The sequence below is a fragment of the Micromonospora sp. NPDC005220 genome (genome assembly GCF_040607895.1).
In the GTDB taxonomy this organism is placed as follows: Bacteria; Actinomycetota; Actinomycetes; order Mycobacteriales; family Micromonosporaceae; genus Micromonospora.
The window spans coordinates 26,233-44,892 of the sequence record NZ_JBEXHP010000014.1; the positions used below are offsets into that span (position 1 = coordinate 26,233).

Annotated in this window: 19 protein-coding genes; 6 read left to right on the forward strand and 13 right to left on the reverse strand. The window is 71.7% G+C overall.

Going from position 1 to position 18,660, the window contains the following annotated elements:
- Positions 1-24: 24 nt before the first annotated feature.
- From ABZU52_RS09350 to ABZU52_RS09400, 11 genes are read right to left on the reverse strand one after another with little or no spacing between them, the layout of a single operon-like run.
- On the reverse strand, positions 25-1,035 hold the full coding sequence (locus tag ABZU52_RS09350) for an amidohydrolase family protein (protein ID WP_354970569.1): 1,011 nt from the start codon (positions 1,033-1,035) through the stop codon (positions 25-27).
- Positions 1,035-1,559, reverse strand: coding sequence for a 3-hydroxyanthranilate 3,4-dioxygenase (locus ABZU52_RS09355; protein WP_354970570.1), 525 nt, complete (start codon positions 1,557-1,559; stop codon positions 1,035-1,037). Before ABZU52_RS09355 ends, ABZU52_RS09350 begins: the two co-directional genes overlap by 1 nt.
- Entirely contained in the window at positions 1,556-1,978 is a 423-nt protein-coding gene (locus ABZU52_RS09360) for a RidA family protein (RefSeq protein ID WP_354970571.1), read from the reverse strand. The genes ABZU52_RS09355 and ABZU52_RS09360 overlap by 4 nt, the downstream gene beginning before the upstream one ends.
- Positions 1,975-2,748 carry a fumarylacetoacetate hydrolase family protein gene (locus ABZU52_RS09365; RefSeq protein ID WP_354970572.1) on the reverse strand — a complete coding sequence of 258 codons (774 nt, stop codon included), beginning with the start codon at positions 2,746-2,748 and terminating at the stop codon, positions 1,975-1,977. Before ABZU52_RS09365 ends, ABZU52_RS09360 begins: the two co-directional genes overlap by 4 nt.
- Positions 2,745-3,806 (reverse strand): 4-hydroxy-2-oxovalerate aldolase, encoded by a 1,062-nt coding sequence (dmpG, locus tag ABZU52_RS09370; RefSeq protein ID WP_354970573.1) that lies wholly within the window; start codon positions 3,804-3,806, stop codon positions 2,745-2,747. Before dmpG ends, ABZU52_RS09365 begins: the two co-directional genes overlap by 4 nt.
- Positions 3,803-4,735: an acetaldehyde dehydrogenase (acetylating) gene (locus ABZU52_RS09375; RefSeq protein WP_354970574.1), complete on the reverse strand. Its 933-nt coding sequence runs from the start codon at positions 4,733-4,735 to the stop codon at positions 3,803-3,805. The genes dmpG and ABZU52_RS09375 overlap by 4 nt, the downstream gene beginning before the upstream one ends.
- Positions 4,732-5,529: a fumarylacetoacetate hydrolase family protein gene (locus ABZU52_RS09380; RefSeq protein ID WP_354970575.1), complete on the reverse strand. Its 798-nt coding sequence runs from the start codon at positions 5,527-5,529 to the stop codon at positions 4,732-4,734. The genes ABZU52_RS09375 and ABZU52_RS09380 overlap by 4 nt, the downstream gene beginning before the upstream one ends.
- Before the next feature lie 20 nt (positions 5,530-5,549).
- Positions 5,550-7,031 (reverse strand): 2-hydroxymuconic semialdehyde dehydrogenase, encoded by a 1,482-nt coding sequence (locus tag ABZU52_RS09385; RefSeq protein ID WP_354970620.1) that lies wholly within the window; start codon positions 7,029-7,031, stop codon positions 5,550-5,552.
- Between the two features lie 23 nt (positions 7,032-7,054).
- Positions 7,055-8,392 (reverse strand): NAD(P)/FAD-dependent oxidoreductase, encoded by a 1,338-nt coding sequence (locus tag ABZU52_RS09390; protein WP_354970576.1) that lies wholly within the window; start codon positions 8,390-8,392, stop codon positions 7,055-7,057.
- The gene (kynU, locus tag ABZU52_RS09395; RefSeq protein WP_354970577.1) at positions 8,389-9,696 is read right to left on the reverse strand and encodes a kynureninase; all 1,308 of its coding nucleotides are present in this window, start codon (positions 9,694-9,696) and stop codon (positions 8,389-8,391) included. The genes ABZU52_RS09390 and kynU overlap by 4 nt, the downstream gene beginning before the upstream one ends.
- A 20-nt stretch (positions 9,697-9,716) precedes the next feature.
- The gene (locus ABZU52_RS09400) at positions 9,717-10,619 is read right to left on the reverse strand and encodes a tryptophan 2,3-dioxygenase family protein (protein ID WP_354970621.1); all 903 of its coding nucleotides are present in this window, start codon (positions 10,617-10,619) and stop codon (positions 9,717-9,719) included.
- 148 nt (positions 10,620-10,767) lie between these two features.
- Here ABZU52_RS09400 and ABZU52_RS09405 point away from each other — a divergent pair, with 148 nt between their 5' ends.
- From ABZU52_RS09405 to ABZU52_RS09415, 3 genes are all read left to right on the forward strand, one after another.
- Positions 10,768-11,232 (forward strand): Lrp/AsnC family transcriptional regulator, encoded by a 465-nt coding sequence (locus tag ABZU52_RS09405; RefSeq protein ID WP_354970578.1) that lies wholly within the window; start codon positions 10,768-10,770, stop codon positions 11,230-11,232.
- Between the two features lie 105 nt (positions 11,233-11,337).
- Complete coding sequence (locus ABZU52_RS09410; protein ID WP_354970579.1) at positions 11,338-11,871, forward strand: hypothetical protein; 534 nt, start codon at positions 11,338-11,340, stop codon at positions 11,869-11,871.
- Positions 11,872-11,946: 75 nt separating this feature from the next.
- Complete coding sequence (locus ABZU52_RS09415; protein ID WP_354970622.1) at positions 11,947-12,723, forward strand: class F sortase; 777 nt, start codon at positions 11,947-11,949, stop codon at positions 12,721-12,723.
- Here ABZU52_RS09415 and ABZU52_RS09420 read toward each other — a convergent pair.
- Entirely contained in the window at positions 12,666-13,397 is a 732-nt protein-coding gene (locus tag ABZU52_RS09420) for a TioE family transcriptional regulator (RefSeq protein ID WP_354970580.1), read from the reverse strand. The two genes, ABZU52_RS09415 and ABZU52_RS09420, sit on opposite strands and share 58 nt — an antisense overlap.
- Positions 13,398-13,493: 96 nt before the next feature.
- On the opposite strand from ABZU52_RS09420, the gene ABZU52_RS09425 reads away from it, so the two are divergent.
- Entirely contained in the window at positions 13,494-15,083 is a 1,590-nt protein-coding gene (locus ABZU52_RS09425) for a DUF6194 family protein (protein ID WP_354970581.1), read from the forward strand.
- Between the two features lie 6 nt (positions 15,084-15,089).
- On the opposite strand, the gene ABZU52_RS09430 is transcribed toward ABZU52_RS09425, so the two are convergent.
- On the reverse strand, positions 15,090-15,626 hold the full coding sequence (locus tag ABZU52_RS09430; RefSeq protein WP_354970582.1) for an HNH endonuclease: 537 nt from the start codon (positions 15,624-15,626) through the stop codon (positions 15,090-15,092).
- A gap of 370 nt (positions 15,627-15,996) precedes the next feature.
- Between ABZU52_RS09430 and ABZU52_RS09435 the strand changes: the two genes are divergently transcribed.
- Both ABZU52_RS09435 and ABZU52_RS09440 read left to right on the forward strand, forming a co-directional pair.
- A complete protein-coding gene (locus ABZU52_RS09435; protein WP_354970623.1) occupies positions 15,997-17,007 on the forward strand; it encodes a mechanosensitive ion channel family protein in 1,011 nt (336 codons plus the stop codon).
- Positions 17,008-17,238: 231 nt separating this feature from the next.
- Entirely contained in the window at positions 17,239-18,624 is a 1,386-nt protein-coding gene (locus ABZU52_RS09440; RefSeq protein WP_354970583.1) for an MFS transporter, read from the forward strand.
- Positions 18,625-18,660: the final 36 nt, after the last annotated feature.

Sequence of the window (18,660 nt, forward strand, 5' to 3'; positions counted from 1 at the left end):
AGAGTGTATACGCGGAAGCAATCGTTATATAGCCGACTCGCCGAGGAAACGCAGGGCGTTTGCGGAGAGTAGCTTGTCGCGCTGGTCGTCGGTGAGGAAGTCGGCCGCCTGAACCACCGCGCCGGCCGGCCGTTCGCCCAGCGGGTACGGGTAGTCGCTGCCGACCAGCACCCGATCCTCCCCGAGCGTGTCGACAAGCAGCCGCAGCGCGGGCAGCGCGAAGACCACCGAATCGACGCTGAACCGGTCGAGGTAGCTGCTGGGCGGGCCGGCGGACGCGCCCCGGACCAGGTCACCACGGCGGTACCAGGCGTTGTCGGCGCGGCCGAGCCAGAACGGGAAGCTGCCGCCGCCGTGCGCGAAGCAGATCCGCAGCGTCTCGGGCACCCGGTCGAAGACGCCGCCGAGGATCATCGCCAGCACCGACAGGTGCGTCTCGGCGGGCATCCCGGTGAGCCAACGGGCCATCCAGCGGTCCAGTCGCGGCCCGCCCGGCATGTCCCACGGGTGGACGAAGACGGGTGCGCCCACCTCGGCACAGTGCTGAAGAAAGGTGACCACGCCGGCGTCGTCCAGGTCCCGGTCGCCGACGTGGTTGCCGATCTCCACGCCCACGTGACCGGCGGCCAGGCTGCGGTCCAGCTCGGCGCAGGCGGCGTCCGGGTCCTGGAGCGGCACCTGGCAGAACGAAACCAGTCGGTCGCCTCCGGCCGCGGTCACCTCCAGGGTCAGGTCGTTGAAGATCCGGGCGACCTTCACCGCCTGGTCGGCCGGGCGGTCGTAGCTGAAGAAGACCGGGGTGGGCGAGACCACCTGCACGGCCACGCCGTCGGCGTCCATGTCGGCCAGTCGGCGGGACGCGTCCCAGCACTCGGCGCCGACCGGACGGAACTCCGTCTCCCCCAGCATGATCATGGCGGCGCGCTCGGAGTCCACCCGTAACCACGGCCAGCCGGACCCGCCGCACGCCGCGCCGAGGTCCGGCCAACCCTTCGGTACGACGTGCGTGTGCACGTCGACCACGCCTGCCGGCATCAGCCCTTGCCCGGGTGCAGGGTGCCGCAGTTGGCGCAGGTGCGCGCCGCCTCGTCGGCGTAGAACGCCTGGAACACCGGGGGCAGATCGGCGGCGATGTCGCGGACCTGCAACTCCACCTCGTGCACCTTGCTGCCGCACCCCGGGCAGTACCACTGGAACGTCTCCAGCGTGCCCTCCTCGCGGACCCGCTCCACGACCACCCCGATCGAACCGGCCTCCGGCCGTTGCGGCGAGTGCGGGGTGTTGCGCGGCAACATCCACATCTGACCCTCGCGCACGTGCACCGTACGCGGCCCCTCCGGGGTGACCAGGTTGATGTGCATGTTGCCCTTGACCTGGTAGAAGAACTCCTCGTACGGGTCCACGTGGAAGTCGGTGCGCTGGTTGGGCCCGCCCACCACCATAACGATGAAATCGTCCCCGCCGGGGAACATCTCCTTGTTGCCCACCGGGGGCTTCAACAGGTGCTGGTTGTCCGCGATCCAGCCCGGAAAGCTGAACGGGTCGGCGATCTCACTCACGACTGACCTCCGGAGGGAAGAAGGGCCACGGCCTGGATTTCGATCAGCAGGTGCGGGTGCGGCAGCTGGTGCACCGCCACCGTCGTACGGGTCGGCCCGGAGGCGTCGAAGAACCCGGCCCACACCTCGTTGTAACCACCGAAGTCGTTCATGTTGACGAGGTACGTCGTCACCTGGACCAGGTCGGAGAGGTCCGCGCCGACCGAGCGCAGCAGATCCCGCACGTTCTCGATGACGGCCCGGGTCTGCACCCGGATGTCGAGGTTGGTGGTACCGAACTCGTCGACCGACACGCCGGCGAAGCTGTTGTCCGGCCGTCGCGACGACGTACCCGAGACGAAGACGAACCCACCCGCGACCTTGACGTGCGGAAAGGCCCCCCGCGGCACGGCCTTCCCGGCCACCACCCGGGCGGTCACGACGACGCCCGCAGCGAAGCCGTGCCGAGCTTCTCGACGACGGCCCGAACGTGGGCACCGGGCCGCAACGGCACCGCGGCGGTCGCGGCACCGGCCAGGAAGACCCACCCGGACTCCAGTCGTACGCCGTGTCGTCCGGCCAACCGGATGCCCTCGTCGAGCGCGCGGCGCGGGTCGCCGAGGATCGCCGCCGTCGAGCCGACCTGGGCCACCCGCCCGTCGACCTCCAGCAGCACACCCAGGTTGTCCAGCCCCGCCGGCACCGGCGACCACGCCCCGATCACGAAGGCGGCGGCCGAGGTGTTGTCCGCGATCACGTCCGGCAGCGAGAAACGGAAGTCCGCGTACCGGGAGTCGATCAACTCGATGGCCGGGGCGACCGCGCGGACCGCCGTGGCGAAGTCGCCGACCGGCTCACCCGGCTCGGGCAGCCGGTCCAGCAGGAACGCCACCTCCGGCTCGACCCGGGGATGGATGTACGCGGACGGGTCGACCACGCCGCCGTCGGGCACCCGCATCGCGTCGGTGAGCCGCCCCCAGATCACCTCGTCCACGCCGACCTGGGCCATCTTCGCCCTACTGGTCAGCCCCATCTTCAACCCGACCAACCGCTCACCGGCGTTGAACCGACGTTGCAGCAGCGCGGCCTGCACGGCGTACGCGGTCTGCACGTCGAGGCCGGTCTCGGCGGCGAGTTGCGGGATCGCGGTGGCGGTGTCGGCCGCCGCGCCCAGCTTCTCGGCGATCCCGGTGATGTCCGGTCCGATCATGAGGGCTCCTTGTCGGCCAGGTCGAGTGCCACGTCCACGATCATGTCCTCCTGGCCACCGACCATTCGGCGGCGGCCCAACTCGACAAGGATCGACCGGACGTCCACTCCGTACTTCGCGGAGGCCCGCTCGGCGTGCCGCAGGAAGCTGGAGTAGACCCCGGCGTACCCCAGGGAGAGCGTCTCCCGGTCCACCTGGACCGGCCGGTCCTGGAGCGGACGCACGATGTCGTCGGCCGCGTCCATCAGCGCGAACACGTCGCAGCCGTGCTTCCAGCCGTGCAGCTCGGCGACCGCGACGAAGACCTCCAGCGGGGCGTTGCCGGCGCCCGCGCCCATGCCGGCGAGGGAGGCGTCGACGCGGACGGTCCGGCCGTGCACCGCGTCCGGGCCGGCCGGTGCGGACCCGGTGACCCGGCCGTGCTCGACGGCCAGCACGCTGTTGGCCACCCCGAGCGACAGGTTGTGGTGGGCGTGGATGCCGATCTGCGTCTCCGGCTCCAGGACCTGCCGGTACGCGTCGACCCGCTGCGCCACGTCGGACATCAGCAGCCGACCGCCGGAGTCGGTGACGTAGACGCAGTGCGCCCCGTACGACTCCATGAGCTTGGCCTGCCCGGCCAGCCCCGCCGCGTCGTTCATGTGCGACATCATCAGGAATCCGGCCACGTCCATGCCGTTCTCCCGGGCCCAGGAGATGTGCTGGGCGGAGATGTCGGCCTCCGTGCAGTGGGTGGCGATCCGGACGCTGGTCACCCCGAGCGCCTTCGCGGCCCTCAGGTCGGCGATCGTGCCGATGCCCGGCAGCAGCAGGGTGGTCAGTTTGGCCGTGGTCAGCACCTCGGCAGCCGCGGAGATCCACTCGGCGTCGCTGGCGGCGCCGTGGCCGTAGTTGACGCTGGAACCGGCGAGGCCGTCACCGTGCGCCACCTCGATGGCGGCCACCCCGGCGGCGTCCAAGGCGGCGGCGATGGTGCGGACGTGGTCGACGGTGTACTGGTGGGCAATGGCGTGCATGCCGTCGCGCAGCGTCACGTCCTGGATGTACAGGTCGGTCATGCCACCGCTCCCGTCGACCGCAGCGCCACCAGCCGCTCCGCCGTACGCAGCGCGGCGGAGGTCATGATGTCCAGGTTGCCGGCGTACGCGGGCAGGTAGTGCCCGGCACCGGAGACCTCCAGGAAGACCGACACCTGTAGGGCGGTGAGCTGCCGCCCGAGCGTCGGCAGGTACGCCTCGACCCGATCGAACTGCACGTCCTGCTTGAGCCGGTAGCCGGGGACGTACTCCTGCACGGCCGCCACCATCTCGGCGATCGAGGCGGCGATGGCGTCGGTGTCCGCGTCGGCGTCCGGGCAGAGGCAGTAGACGGTGTCCCGCATCAGCAGCGGCGGGTCCGCCGGGTTCAGCACGATGATCGCCTTGCCCCGGTCGGCCCCACCCACCACCTCGATGGCCCGCGCCGTGGTCTCGGTGAACTCGTCGATGTTGGCCCGGGTACCCGGGCCGGCCGACTTCGACGCGATCGAGGCGACGATCTCCCCGTACGCCACCGGGGTGATTCGGCGTACCGCGGCGACGATCGGCACTGTCGCCTGCCCGCCGCAGGTCACCATGTTGACGTTCGGCTCGTGCAGGTGCTCGTCGAGGTTCACCGGCGGCACCACGTACGGGCCGAGCGCGGCCGGGGTCAGGTCGACCACCGTGCGACAGTGGGCGCGCAGCACCTCGTCGTGGCGTCGGTGCGCGCCGGCCGAGGTGGCGTCGAACACCAGCTCGACGTCGGCGAACTCGGGCAGCGCGACCAGCCCGTCCACCCCGTCGGCGGTGGTGGCGACGCCGAGCCGGCGAGCGCGCGCCAGGCCGTCGGAGGCCGGGTCGATGCCGGCCATCGCCACCATGCGCAGGCTGCCACTGAGCCGCAACACCTTGATCATCAGGTCGGTGCCGATGTTGCCCGACCCGAGCACTGCCACTCCGACGCTCACGCTGACTCCCCTCGGGTGAAGGCCGTCCGTACCGAGCCGAGGCCGGAGATCCGGGCCTCGTACGCGGCGCCCGGGGTGACCGGCACCATCGGGCCGAGCGCCCCGGAGAGCACCACGTCGCCGGCGCGCAGCGGGTCGCCGGCGCGGGCCAGGGTGCCGGCCAGCCACTGCAGAGCGTGCAGCGGGTTGCCCAGGCAGGCGGCCCCGGCACCCACCGAGACCGGCTCGCCGGCGTGCTCCAGCACCATTCCGCACAGCCGCAGGTCGACGTCGGCCAGCCGGCGCGGCGTGGTGCCGAGCACGAAGAGCCCACTGGAGGCGTTGTCGGCGACGGTGTCCACGATGGAGATGTCCCAGGCGGCGATCCGCGAGTCGACGATCTCGATCGCCGGCAGCACGTGGTCGACCGCGCGGATCAGGTCGACCGTGGTGAGCTGCGGGTTCGAAAGATCCTTGTCGAGCACGAAGGCGATCTCCGCTTCGACGCGGGGCTGGAGCAGCCGGTCGATGGGCACCTCGACCCCGTCGCCGACGGCCATCGCGTCGGTCAACATGCCGAAGTCGGGCTGGAACACCCCGAAGGTCTCCTGCACCGCCCGGGAGGTCAACCCGATCTTCGCGCCGACCCGGCGTTCACCGCGGCCCTGCCAGGCCCGCGCCTGGAGCTGCTGCACCCGGTACGCGGCCTCCACGTCGCCCTCCGGCAGCAACCGGCCCCGAAGCGGTGCGCACGGCTTGCCGGTACTGCGGGCGTCGGCCAACTCCCGGTTGGCGGCCTCGATGTCCGCTTCCATGCCCGCTCCCTCGTTACGGCTCACGACAGGTCCACGCAGACGTTCGTGAGTTCGGAGTAGAAGTTCAGCGAGTGCACGCCGCCCTCGCGACCGATGCCGGACGCCTTCACCCCACCGAACGGGGTACGCAGGTCACGCAGGAACCACGTGTTGACCCAGACGATGCCGGCGTCGAGCCGGGCGCCGGCCCGGTGCGCGACGCCCACGTCCCGGGTCCATACGGTCGCGGCGAGGCCGTACTCGGTGCCGTTGGCGAGGGCGTACGCCTCGTCCTCGGTGTCGAACGGCGCGACGTGCACCACCGGGCCGAAGATCTCCTCCCGGTTGGTACGGGCGTCCGGGCCGAGCCCGGTCAGCACCGTCGGCTGCACGTACGACCCGCCATCCCGGGCGTCGCCGAAGGTGGGCGTACCGCCGCCGGTGAGCACCTCGGCGCCCTCGGCGCGGGCCAGCTCGTACGCGCCGAGCACCTTCGCCCGGTGCTGGTGGGAGATCAGCGGCATGGTGGCGGTGGCCTCGTCGGTCGGCCAGCCGTACGCCAGCTCGCCGGCCCGCTTGGCCAGCCGGGCGGTGAACTCCTCGAAGACCGGGCGCTGCACGTAGATCCGCTCGGTGCAGAGGCACACCTGCCCGCCGTTGGTGAAGCTGGACCGCACCGACCCGGCCACCGCGGCGTCCAGGTCGGTGTCGGCGAACACCAGGCCGGCGTTCTTGCCGCCGAGTTCGAAGCTCACCGCCTTCACCCCGTCGGCGGCGGCCCGCATGATCGCGCCGCCGGTGGCCGACTCGCCGGTGAAGGTGATCGCGTCGACGCCCGGGTGGCGGGTGAGGAACTCGCCCGCCGAGTCCGGCCCGAAGCCGTGCACCAGGTTGAACACCCCGGCCGGCACGCCGGCGGCGGCCATCACCTCGGCGAGCAGCGTCGCCGAGGCGGGAGTCTCCTCGCTGGGCTTGACCACGACGGCGTTGCCGCAGGCCAGCGCCGGAGCCACCTTCCAGGTGAGCAGCAGCAGCGGCAGGTTCCACGGCACAATGACCGCGACCACGCCGACCGGCTTGCGCAGCGCGTAGTTGAGCGCCCGGCCGCCGGTCGGGGTGACAGTGGTGAACGACTCGGTGGGGGCGGTCGCCACGATCTCCGCGAACGCCCGGAAGTTCGCCGCGCCGCGCGGAATGTCCAGCGTGCGGGCCTGGGCGATGGACTTGCCGGTGTCGGCGACCTCGGCGGTGACCAGGTCGTCGAAGCGACGCTCCAGCTCGTCGGCGACCCGACGCAACACCTCGGCGCGCTCCCGCTCCGCCATCCGACCCCACGGCCCCCGCAACGCCGCCCGGGCGGCGGCCACCGCGTCGTCCACAGTGGACGCGGACGCCTCGTCCACCTCGAAGACCTGCTCCCCGGTGACCGGGCTGGCCTTGGCGAACGTCGTTCCACAGTCGACGAACTCGCCGGCGACGAAGTTGCGCAACCGGTGCGGGCCGTTCGGCGCGTGGCCGGCCATCAGTCGCGGGTCCCAAATGCCGGTCATGCCCGCCTCCCTCGGCTCAGTGCCGCGCCGATCGCGCCGACCAGCAGCAGCGCGGCCCCGCCGACGACCGCCCCGAGCACCCGGTGCTGTCGGCGCACCCGGCGGCGAACCTCGGCGTACGGAGTGGTGGAGAACGACACCAGCTCGTACTGGGAAACGTACCGGCCGGGCAGGGCCCGTTCCAGTGCGTGCTCCACCCGCCGCCGGGTCTGGAAGACCGGGGAGGCGACCTTGTCCCGCATCTCCACGAAGTTGGTCAGCGCCATCGTCGCGATGGCCTCGGCGTTCTCCTGTCGGCGCCGCTGGAACAGCGGCAGCGCCGCCAACCAGTCGTCGGCGCACTCGTCCAGGCAGCGGTCCAGCTCCACCACGTCCTCGAACGCGCAGTTGGCGCCCTGGCCGTAGAACGGCACGATGGCGTGGGCCGCGTCGCCGAGCAGGCCGACCTTCCCGTTGACCTGCCAGGGGGTGCAGCGCACCGTGCCGAGCACGCCCACCGGGTTGTGCTGGTAGTCGTCGACCAGGTTCGGGGCCAGCGGCACCACGTCCGGGTAGTGCTCGGTGAAGTGCCGTTCGATCTCCGCCGGGCTGGTCAGCGAGGCGAAGCTGCCGGCACCGTCGTTGGGCCAGAACAGCGTGCAGGTGAAGGAGCGGTCCGGGTTCGGCAACGCGATCATCATCGAGGTGCCGCGCGGCCAGATGTGCAACGCGTCCGGGTCCAGGGCGAAGTCCCCGCCCAGCGGCGGAATCGTCAGCTCCTTGTAGCCGTAGTCGAGGAAGTCCACGCTCTCGTCCAGCAGCCCGTACGCCAGCAGTTGCCCGCGCACCGCGGAGCCGGCGCCGTCGGCACTCAGCACCACCGACGCCTTCGCCGCGACCGTGCCCTGCGGGGTCTCGAAGCTCAGGGCCCCGTCGGTCGGGTCGAGCCCGACCAGCCGGTGGTCGAAGACGACCCGCACCCCGGGCAGCGCGGCGGCCTCGTCCAGCAGGGCGTTGTTCAGCGCACCCCGGCTGATCGAGTTGATCGCCCGGTCGCCGGCCGCGCTGTACGACTGGAACTGCTGCTCGCCCTCGACCGGGTGGATCATCCGGCCGCGCATCGGCAGCGCGTCGGTCATCACCTGCTCGGCCAGCCCGATCCGGCGCAACGCGTCCAGGCCGCGCTCGGAGAGCGCCAGGTTGATCGAGCGACCGCGTTCGGCGGTCCCGGCGCGCGGGTCGGAGCGGCGCTCGTAGAGGGCCACCGGGTAGCCACGTCGGGCCAGGAAGCAGGCCGCCAGACAGCCGGCCAGCCCGGCCCCGATGATCGCGATCTCATCGCGCCGCGCGGTCATGCGGTCGCCCCCACCGTCGCGGCCAGCGCGGCCGCGGCCCGCCAGCAGTCAAGGTACGTCGAGTAGAGCGGCACCGGTGCGAACCTCACGACGTCCGGTTCGCGGGCGTCGGCGATGACACCGTGTTCGTACCGTAGGCGTTTGGTCAGCTCGGCGGCGCTGCCGGAACCGATCCGCACGGAGAGCTGGCAGCCCCGGCGGGCCGGGTCGCGGGGGGTGACCACCCGCAGCGGCCGGCCGACGGTCACCTCGTCGAACAGCGACTCCAGCCAGCCGGTGAGGCGCTGGCTGCGCGCCCGCAGCGCGGTCATCCCCACCGCGTCGAACAGCTCCAGTGAGGTACGCACCGGACCCATCGCGAAGATCGGCGGGTTGGAGATCTGCCAGGCCTCCACGGTGGCCGGTGGCCGGGACACCGCTGTCATCTCGAACCGGGTCGCCGCCGCGGTGCTCCACCACCCCTCGAACCGCGGCAGGTCCGGATTGCCGAGGTGCCGCTCGTGCACGAAGACGCCCGCCAGCGCACCCGGGCCGGAGTTCAGGTACTTGTAGGAGCACCACGCGGCGAAGTCGACGTCCCAGTCGTGCAGGGCCAGCGGCACGTTGCCGACCGCGTGGGCCAGGTCCCAGCCGACCACCGCGCCGGCGGCCCGGCCGGCCGCTGTGATCGCCGGGATGTCCAACAGCTCGCCCGTGAGGTAGTTGACCCCGCCGAGCAGCAGCAGCGCCACCCGGTCGCCCTCGGCGGCCAGGTAGTCGGTCACGTCCTCGGTGCGTAGGGCGTCCTCACCGTCGCGCGGACGCAACCGGACCACTGTGTCGTCCGGGTCCAGGCCGTGGAACCGCGCCTGGCTGCGTACGGCGTAGCTGTCCGAGGGGAACGCGGCGTCCTCGATGACGATGCGGGTGCGGGCGCCGGCCGGTCGGTAGAAACTCACCATCAGCAGGTGCAGGTTGACAGTGAGCGAGTTCATCACCACGGCCTCCGCGGGCCGGGCGCCGACCAGTCGCGCTGCCGGCCCGGTCAACAACTCGTGGTACGGCAGCCAGGCGCGCTCCGCCTCCAGGTGCCCCTCCACGCCGAGCCGCCCCCACGCGTCCAGGTCGGCGAGGAGTTCGTCGCGGGTGGCCCGGGGTTGCAGGCCCAGCGAGTTGCCGGCCAGGTACGCCGACTCGGGATGGTCGCCGCCGTCGGCCGGAGGCACGTGGAACAGGTGCCGGTGGCCGGGGTCGGCCTCGTCGCGGCGGTGCGCTTGCGCTTCGCCGGCGGCGAAGCCCAGCGGCGCAGCTTCTGGGGTCGTCATTGCTTCTTCTCGCTCTCCGGTCACATCGCGGTGCGGGCCGACCACAGCTCCGGGAAGACCACCCGGGCCATGCTGCGCTGCAACCACGCCAGGCCGGCGGAGCCTCCGCTGCCGACCTTGGCACCCATCGTCCGCTGCACCGCCTTGACGTGGTTCCAGCGCCAGTCGCCGAACTCCTCGGCGACAGCGCTCAGCGCCTCGCCGAGCAGCCGCAGGTGATTGTCCGGGCCGGCGTCGTCGTAGATCCGCACCCAGGCCGCCTCGACCGACGGCTGCGGGTCGTGTTCGACGGCCACGTCCCGGTTCAGCAGGTCGGCGGGGAGGTCGAAGCCGCGCCGGGCGAGCAGCGCGAGCACATCGTCCCAGAGACTCGGGGTGGCCAGCGCGGCGCTCAGCGCGGCGTGCACCTCGGCCTGCCGGCGGAACGGGCGGATCAGCGTCGGGTCGCGCAGCCCCAGCAGGAACTCCAACTGCCGGTACATCGCCGACTGGAAGCCGGACGCCTCGCCGAGCAGATTGCGGAACCGGTTGAAGTCGGCCGGGCTCATCCAGCGCAGGCCCTGCCAGGCGGCGTTGAGCCCCTCCAGGTGCAGCTTGGCGCGGCCGAGCGGGGCCAGCGCCGCCCAGATCTGATCGGCGCGGATCAGCCGCTGGGCTTCCCGTAGCTCGTGGCAGGTCAGGCCGAAGTACAGCTCCATGATCTGGCTGACCATCAGGAAGGACATCTCGCCCGGGTCGTCGCTGAGCGGACGCTGCATCTTGTGCAGGGCGCTGGCCTGTACGTACGCGTCGTACGGCACCATGTCGGCGAATTCCAGCGTCGGCTCGCCGCCGGTGCGCGCCGCCTGCGCCGCACGCTGCCCGGGGGTGACCGGTTGCACCGTGGCATGGCGGTTCGGCGCCCGCCGCTCCGTCTGATCCACCATCTCGTCTCCCCTCCCCGGACTGGCCGACGTCATGATCTCGCGGTCGGATCGGCCTGCGGAATGCCGGATCAACGGCTCTCGCCGCCTTCTCCTGGCAAACCAAAGGCAACTAGGCGAAGTTGGTTCACGAAAGTAAGGTCTGAGCGTGGACGACATGGACTGGGCGCTGCTGCGCGAGTTGCAGGCCGACGCGCGGCTCTCCTTCAGCGAGTTGTCCCGGCGGGTGCACCTGTCGCCGCCGTCCGTCGCGGAGCGGGTCCGCCGGCTGGAGGAGGCCGGGGTCATCACCGGCTACCACGCTCACGTCGACCTGAGCCGCGCCGGCCGTACCGTGGTCGCGCTGATCCGAATGTCCTGTTACGGCGCGCGGTGCATCCTGCACGATCCGGCGGTGGCCGGCTGGCCGGAGATCCTGGAGATCCACCGCATCACCGGGGACGCGTGCAGCATGCTGAAAGTGGCGGCCGGCTCGATCGGCGCGTTCGAGGGGGTCATCGACCGACTGGCCCCGTACGGCCAGCCCTCAAGCACGATGGTTCTCTCCTCCCCGCTGAACTGGCAGCCCGTCACCTCCCTCCCCGCCACCGGGCCGGTCCCCCGCCCACGCTGACCCCCTTGACCCCGCCCGCCTGCGGGGTTTGCCCCCACGCCAGCGGGAAAGCAACGCCGTGCCCAGGGGAGGGTTCCGGCGGTCGTCGCCGGTTGGGGGGAAATCATGCAGGGAATCCGCACGATCAACCGCGCGCTCTCATCCGTACTGACACTGATAGGGCTGGTCGGGGCGTTCGTCCTGTTGTCGGTCGCACCGGCGCGAGCCGGCGAGAACACCTTCGTCGAGGTGTCAGCGAACAGCACCCAGGCCGGTAGCCGGGTCAGCATCAAGGCGGGCTGCGGCAACGACAACAACAACAACAACAACCGGCAGTCAAGCGTGCACTCCGATGCGTTCGGGTCCGTGACGTTGAAACCGGACAGGGGTTTCCTGACCGGGCAGGCCAGCATTCCGCGCGACAAGCCGGCCGGTGATTACCCGGTCGACCTGCGCTGCGACAACGGTCAGACCGCCTCGACCACGCTCACCGTGCTGAACATGGCCTCACCCAGCAAGGGCCCGGCGACCGGTGGCGGTGGAATGGCCGGCGGTCGCGGCACCGGCTCGCTGCTGGTACTCGGCGGCGTGGTGTTGGTGGCCACCGCGATCGTCCTCGGCATGGCCGGCGGCCGACGTCGATCGGGAGCCGGCTCCTGAGCCGGATCACCCATGACCCGCAGATCCGCGCGTGCGCGGCCGGATCGCCGCGCCCGTCTCCGGGCCGGGCCGGCGCTGCGCGCGTCCGGCCGGCTGGTGGCCCGCGTCTCCGGGCGGCTGCGCCGAGTCGCCGGGCAGGCCGTGTCGGCCAGCGTCACCACCACCGATCCGGCCGCCCGCCCGCTGCCGCCGCGACGTCCGGCCGGGCCACCGGTGGCCGGACGCCGCTTCGGTACCAGCCCCGGGTTGCCGGTGCTGGCCATCGCCGCGCTGATGGTGCTGATCGTGGCGATGCTCGGGGTGGAGCAGGTGACCGGAATGAGCCTGCTGCCGGACCGGTTCAGCGCTGGCTTCCGACCGCCGCCGAAGAAGTTCCCGGTGCTGCCGGCCAGCCATCCGACCAGCCTCGCCATTGAGACGATCGGCGTGCAGGCGCCCGTACACGACGTGGGCATCGCCCCGGACGGCACGATCGCCGTACCGGACGTGTCCCGCGCGCAGGAGGCCGGCTGGTACGACCAGGGGCCCACCCCGGGTCAGTACGGCCCGGCCGTGATCGTCGGGCACGTCGACACCACCACCGGGCCGGCGGTCTTCCACAAACTCCGCGAGCTGCGCTCCGGTGACAAGATCGAGGTCACCCGCACCGACCAGCGGGTGGCGGTGTTCGAGGTGAACTCGGTGGAGAAGTTCGACAAGGACCGGCTGCCGGTGGACGAGGTGTTCGGCGATTTCAGTCGCCCGAGCCTGCGACTGATCACCTGCGGTGGGCAGTGGGTCGGCGGCGAGACCGGCTACGCGGACAACGTGGTGGTCTTCGCCTCGCTGGTCAAGGCACGCTCCGCCGGCTGAGCGACGTCGATGTACTCGGCCAGCCGGGCGGCCGCGGTGAGCATGGCCCGACCCCGCTCGGTGAGCCGTTGCCGCCAGTGGCGCAACGACGCGGCGAGCGGTTCCGCACCGCCCGCGTCGCGCACCCGACGCAGCACGTCGGCGATGTGGTCGAGCCGGTACCCGCCGCGGCGCAACAGGTGGGCGAGTTCGGCGTCACGGACGTCGTCGGGTAGGTAGAGCCGATAGTGGGTCACCGGATCACGTGCCGGCCGCAGCACCCCAGCCCGCTCCCATTTGCGCAGCGTGGCCGGCTGTAGACCGAGCCGGTGAGCCAGCGCGCTGACCGGCACGGCTTTCCGGCTCTGCGGTTGCGGCCGCGCCCGGGTGAGCGTCGCGACCGCCGCCTCGACCGCGTCCAGGGTTTCCCGATCGCGCTGGAGCAGGGCATGGCCCTGGTCGATGCCGCGCAACGCCGCGTCGATCTCGCCCCGGTTGACGGCCCGCATGATCTCGCCGCTGGCCGCGTAGCCGTGGGCGGTGACCAGTGCGAGGTAGGCACTCAGTGCCCTGGCGTGCAGCTCGGTGAAGCGACGGTAGCCGTTCGGTGTGCGCTGGGCCGGCGGCAGGACGCCGTCTCGCTCGTAGTTGCGTACGGCCTGTGCGGAGAGGCCGTGGGCGCGCGCGAGATCCACCGGGCGGCGTACCCCTGGGTTTGAAGGTTTTGTGGCTGTCACCGCGCTCCACCGCTCGTGAGTTTCAACCGCTGGTTCAACGATACGGTTCATGGAATGCCACCTTTTCTCGACCTGCTGGCGGTACCTCCGGACCTGCTCGCGCTCGGCGAACCGACGCACGGTGAGTCCGCCTTCCTCCAACTCCGCAACGAGGCCTTCCTGTCACTCGCGGAGCACGGCTACCGCTCGGTCGCCGTGGAAAGCGACCGGGCGGCCGGACTGGTCGCCGACGATTTCGTGCAGGGCGTCCCCGCCGTGACGCTCGACCGCGCGCTCACCGAAGGGTTCAGCCACGGGTTCGGGGCGGCCCCGGCCAACCGTGACCTGCTGCTGCGGATGCGCGAGTGGAACACCGGCCGGCCGGCCGCCGAACGCCTGACGTTCCACGGCTTCGACGCCCCGGTGGAGCTGGAGAGCGCCCCGAGCCCGCGCCACCACCTCAACCAGGTCTGCCACTTTCTCGGCCTGGACCGGTCCGCCGAGATCGACGACCTGATCGGGGACGAGGCGCGATGGGATGACCCGGCCGCGATCTGGGAACTGGGCCGATCGGTCGGGCGCTCGACCGACGCGCAGCGGCTGCGGGTGCTCGCCGACGATCTGCTGACCGAGTTGTACCTGCGGGCGCCGTGGACGTCGGCGGGCTGGCGGGCGGCGTTCGTGCACGCCTCGTCCGCGGTGGGGTTGCTGCGCTACCACGCCGCGGCCGCCGCACCACTGGCCCAGGAGGAACGCTTCGCCCGCCTGGCCGGCGTCCGGGACGCGCTGATGGCCGAGAACCTGCTCGCCATCCGGGCTGTCGAGGCGCCTCGCGGACCCACGTTGGTCTTCGCGCACAACACGCACCTCCAGCGCCACCCGAGCGCGATGACGCTGGACGGCACGGAGGTGTCGTGGGCCGGTGCCGGCGCCATCGTCGCGTCGCTGCTGGGCGACCGGTACGCAGTGATCGCCGGCAGCCTCGGCGCGAGCCCGGCGCTCGGCATCGGGCCGCCCGCCGCCTCGACCTACGAGGGCAGACTCCAGCAGGAGACCACCCTTCCCCGGTACCTGCCGGCGTCCGACATCGGGCCGGCCGAGCGGCGCACGCACGACTACCGCTACTTCCCGCTGGACCAGGCCACCGTCGAACACGCCGACGTGGTCCTGCACGTCCCGACCGGTGTCGACCCGGCTGTGCTCGCCGATCGGATCGTCGCGCTGCCCGGCGTCGAGCAGGTCGTGGCGAGCGAGGAGAACGGATCACCCGAGGCGGCCTGGGGCGACCGGTTCTTCCACGTGGGCCCGGACCGCCGTCAGCCGTTCGCCACCATCGTCGAACACGACGTGCCCGGCTTCGACGAGGCCGCGCAGCTTGACCGCCCCGGTGTCTTCCGCCTGAACGTGGATCTGGGCCGGGCCGAGTTCGAGCGGCTGTTCGGCTTCCCGCCCAAGGCATTCGAGGAGCACCGGCACGAGTTCGACTTCGCCCGGCTGGACACCCTCATGCCGCACCCGGGCTACGCGCTGTACGGCTTCGCCAGCATCGTCATGCCCGGTCCGCACCTGCTGCCCGAGATCGACCGGCTGCTGACGGTCGCACACGACCGTGCGGTACGCCGCCTCGAGCGCGCGGCGCGCCGGGCCGCCGAGCAGCGGGACTGACCGGGATCAGGCCGCCACCTCGGGCTCCCGCAGGTCCAGCCAGTCCGCCCAGCGGGGGTCGGGGGCACGGTGACCCAGCACCCGCCAGGCGGTGCCCTTCGGGGCAGCCGGCAACGCGTGTAACCGCCACCCCATCTCGGCCGGGGTCTTGTCGCCCTTGGTGTGGTTGCACCGGGCGCACGCGGCGACCACGTTCTCCCAGGCGTGCCGCCCGCCCCGGCTGCGCGGAAAGACGTGGTCGATGGTCTCGGCCGGGCCCCGGCAGTACGCACACCGCCACCCGTCCCGGGCGAAGATCGCCCGCCGGGACAGCCCGACATGGGTGCGGTACGGCACCCGGACGAAGCGGGTCAGCCGGACCACGGATGGCACCGGGAGCGCGTCCCGGGCGCTGTGCAGGATGCCGTCACCATCGGCGACGCAGACCGCCTTGGCGGAGAGGACGAGGATCGCGGCGCGGCGCACCGACACGACACACAGCGGCTCGTAGGTGGCGTTGAGGACCAACGCGCCGGAGCCCACCGTGGGTCGTATGTCAGGCATCGCGCTCACCCTCCCGGTTCAGCGGCTGCTGCGGACCGCCGTCGACCGGGGCCGGGCACAACGGCCCACACGGTCGACGCCGGGCCGATCACCGACGTCCGTTGCGCCAATAGTCCCTGATCGGACCCCGGATTGCACGTACTAATCTCTCTTCTGGTAAGCGGATCACCCAGGCCGGCACGGCCAGCTCGGTTTTCCACGCTTCGGCGCTCTGCCTCTACCGATCGGCCAGCAGGCCCAGCGACCATCGGCTTCCACCCCGAACACCTGCCCCGCCAGCAGGGTCACCAGCCGGTGGGTCGGCGGCGGGCGCTCGGGCTCCTTACGGTACGAAGACAGGGTGAGTGCCGCCAGCGTGACGCCCCTAGCCCTGCCCGACGCCGTCTCGGTGAACTGCCAGGGCAGCACCTCCTGCGAGACGATCTACCGGATCACCGGCTCGGCGTGGTTCGCCGAGGGCAGCTACTGGATCCTGCTCAAACCGCTTCGGGTCGTGCTGATCCTGGCACTGGCGATGGTGGCCCGCTGGGCGCTGCACCGCACGATCAACCGGTTGGTCCGGACGACCACCGACGGCGCGGTGCCGACGATGCTGCGGCCGCTGCGCGAGCGGGTGCCCACCGCCGCGGTCGACCCGGCCGAGTTCGTCCCGGAGCGGCGACGGCAGCGGGCCGAGGCGATCGGGTCGGTGCTGCGCAGCCTGACCACCGCGTTCGTCTTCGGCATCGCGCTGCTGATGATCCTGCGCGAGTTCAGCTTCGACCTGGCGCCGCTGCTGGCCAGCGCGGGAATCGCCGGCGTGGCACTGGGCTTCGGTGCGCAGAGCCTGGTGAAGGACCTGATCGCCGGCCTCTTCATGCTGATCGAGGACCAGTACGGCGTGGGCGACAACGTCGACCTGGGCGAGGCGATGGGTGTGGTCGAGTCGGTGGGTCTGCGGGTCACCACGGTGCGTGACGGCCGGGGCGTGCTCTGGTACATCCGCAACGGCGAGATCATCCGGGTGGGCAACAAGAGCCAGGGATGGGCGCTCGTGGTGGTGGACCTGCCGATCGGCTTCAACAGCACCGAGGAGGCCACCGCGGTGCTCCGGACCGCGGCCGCCTCGGTCGCGATGGACCCGGAGCTGTCGCCGGAGATCGTGGAGGCGCCCGAGGTGCTGGGTGTCGAGCAGGTGACGGTGGACGGGGCGGTCATCCGCACCGTGGTGAAGACGACCGCGGACGGGCAGTTCGCGGTGGGCCGGGAGCTGCGTCGCCGTCTCGCGGAGGCTCTGGAGAATTCCGGGATCACCGCGCAGATCGCGGCCGCCCGCATCTATCCCGGTCTGTCGACCCGGCCGTTGCCCGACGGTGAGACCGGTCAGGGCGGGGCCACCTGACCCGCGACACTGTCCTGGAATTCAGGGGTCGCAATCCGCCCGGCCCCTCGGGTATCGTCCGTTCGTTCAGTCGGGGAGGCGACGAACGACCCGTTCGACCTAGCCAGTTGTCAGACGATCGGGCAGAATCCGGAGCACGCGTTCCCACCAAAGCGTGATCACAACCTCGCTGGTCCGTAGATCTGACGAGAGCTTCCGGCAGGGCTGCCACGAACGGCCGAGCCGGGGCCGATGGAGGCGACGGTGCCTGACGAGCGACCTTCCGCGGAAGGCCCCGCCACGTTTCGCGAAGTGTTCGCCCAGCACGAGTTCCGGGCTGTTTTCGTGGCTGGCGCGCTCTCCTGGGTCGGCGACTATGTCGCGAAGGCCGCCGTCACCCTGCTCGTCTTCCAGCAGACCCGGTCCGTCGCGCTCTCCGCGGCCGCCTTCGCGGTCAGCTTCCTGCCCTGGCTGCTCGGCGGTCCCGTGCTCGCCGCACTCGCGGAGCGGTACGCGTACCGCCGGGTGATGGTGGCGTGCGACCTCATTCGCATGGCGCTGATGCTGATCATCGCCATTCCCGGCCTGCCGTACCAGGCGGTGCTGGTGCTCATCTTCGCCGCCACGTTGGCCAACCCACCGAGCCAGGCGGCGAAGTCCGCGCTGATCCCGCAGTTGCTCACCGGCGACCGGCTGGTGGTGGGGCTGTCGCTGAACAGCAGCGTCGGGCAGGCCGCCCAGGTCGTGGGGTACGTCTTCGGCGCCGGTGTCGCCGCGATCGACCCGGCGGTGGCGCTGCTGTTCAACGCGGCCACGTTCGGTCTCTCGGCGCTGCTGGTTCGCCTCGGTGTGCGCGACCGCCCGCCGGTGATGAGCCCGGCGCACCGCAGCCACCTGCTGCGGGAGACCCATCAGGGGTTCGGCATCGTGTTCCGCACACCGGTGCTGCGGGCCATCGCGGTGCTGGTGTTCAGCGCGATGCTCTTCTCGATCGTTCCCGAGGGGTTGGCCGCGGCCTGGGCCAACGAAGAGAGCCGCGGCGCGGTGAGCGCGGGCACCGCACAAGCAGCGATCATGGTGGCCAACCCGGTCGGCTTCATCCTCGGTGGGATGCTGGTGAGTCGCCTGTTCGGGCCGGCGCGCCGGCTGAAGCTGATGCGGCCGCTCGCGGTGCTCGCCCCGTTGATGCTCGTACCGGTGCTGTTCGACCCGCCGCCGCTGGTGGTCGCGCTGCTCGCCGCGCTCTGTGGGTTCGCGGTCGCCGGCATGATGCCGATGGCCAACGGGTTGTTCGTCCAGGCGCTGCCGAACGGGTTCCGGGCCCGCGCCTTCGGGGTGATGGCCACCGGCGTACAGGTCATCCAGGGTCTCGCGGTGCTGGTCACCGGGCTGCTCGCCGAGCGGTTCCCCATCCCGATCGTGGTCGGGGTGTGGAGCGCGGCCGGGGTGGTGCTCATGGCGGTGGCCACGCTGCGCTGGCCGGACCGGCAGACGGTGGACGACGCGATCGCCGCCGCCTCGGCGGCCAACGCCACCCCGCCGCCCGCCGGGCCCGACGGCCCGGCCGGCGACGGCCCGGTGGGAGGCGCGCACGACCCGCATGCCGGTGACGGCCACCGCCGGCACGCGGTCACCTGACCCGTCCAGCCGACGTCGACCCGAGCGGGCCGGTAG

What these genes read in the sequence shown, in the direction of transcription:
- ABZU52_RS09350 (WP_354970569.1), bottom strand. Translation starts at nt 1,035, where the DNA reads ATGCCGGCAGGCGTGGTCGACGTGCACACGCACGTCGTACCGAAGGGT.
- ABZU52_RS09365 (WP_354970572.1), bottom strand. Translation starts at nt 2,748, where the DNA reads ATGATCGGACCGGACATCACCGGGATCGCCGAGAAGCTGGGCGCGGCG.
- dmpG (WP_354970573.1), bottom strand. Translation starts at nt 3,806, where the DNA reads ATGACCGACCTGTACATCCAGGACGTGACGCTGCGCGACGGCATGCAC.
- ABZU52_RS09380 (WP_354970575.1), bottom strand. Translation starts at nt 5,529, where the DNA reads ATGGAAGCGGACATCGAGGCCGCCAACCGGGAGTTGGCCGACGCCCGC.
- ABZU52_RS09385 (WP_354970620.1), bottom strand. Translation starts at nt 7,031, where the DNA reads ATGGCCGGCCACGCGCCGAACGGCCCGCACCGGTTGCGCAACTTCGTC.
- ABZU52_RS09390 (WP_354970576.1), bottom strand. Translation starts at nt 8,392, where the DNA reads ATGACCGCGCGGCGCGATGAGATCGCGATCATCGGGGCCGGGCTGGCC.
- kynU (WP_354970577.1), bottom strand. Translation starts at nt 9,696, where the DNA reads ATGACGACCCCAGAAGCTGCGCCGCTGGGCTTCGCCGCCGGCGAAGCG.
- ABZU52_RS09410 (WP_354970579.1), top strand. Translation starts at nt 11,338, where the DNA reads ATGCAGGGAATCCGCACGATCAACCGCGCGCTCTCATCCGTACTGACA.
- ABZU52_RS09425 (WP_354970581.1), top strand. Translation starts at nt 13,494, where the DNA reads ATGCCACCTTTTCTCGACCTGCTGGCGGTACCTCCGGACCTGCTCGCG.
- ABZU52_RS09430 (WP_354970582.1), bottom strand. Translation starts at nt 15,626, where the DNA reads ATGCCTGACATACGACCCACGGTGGGCTCCGGCGCGTTGGTCCTCAAC.
- ABZU52_RS09440 (WP_354970583.1), top strand. Translation starts at nt 17,239, where the DNA reads ATGGAGGCGACGGTGCCTGACGAGCGACCTTCCGCGGAAGGCCCCGCC.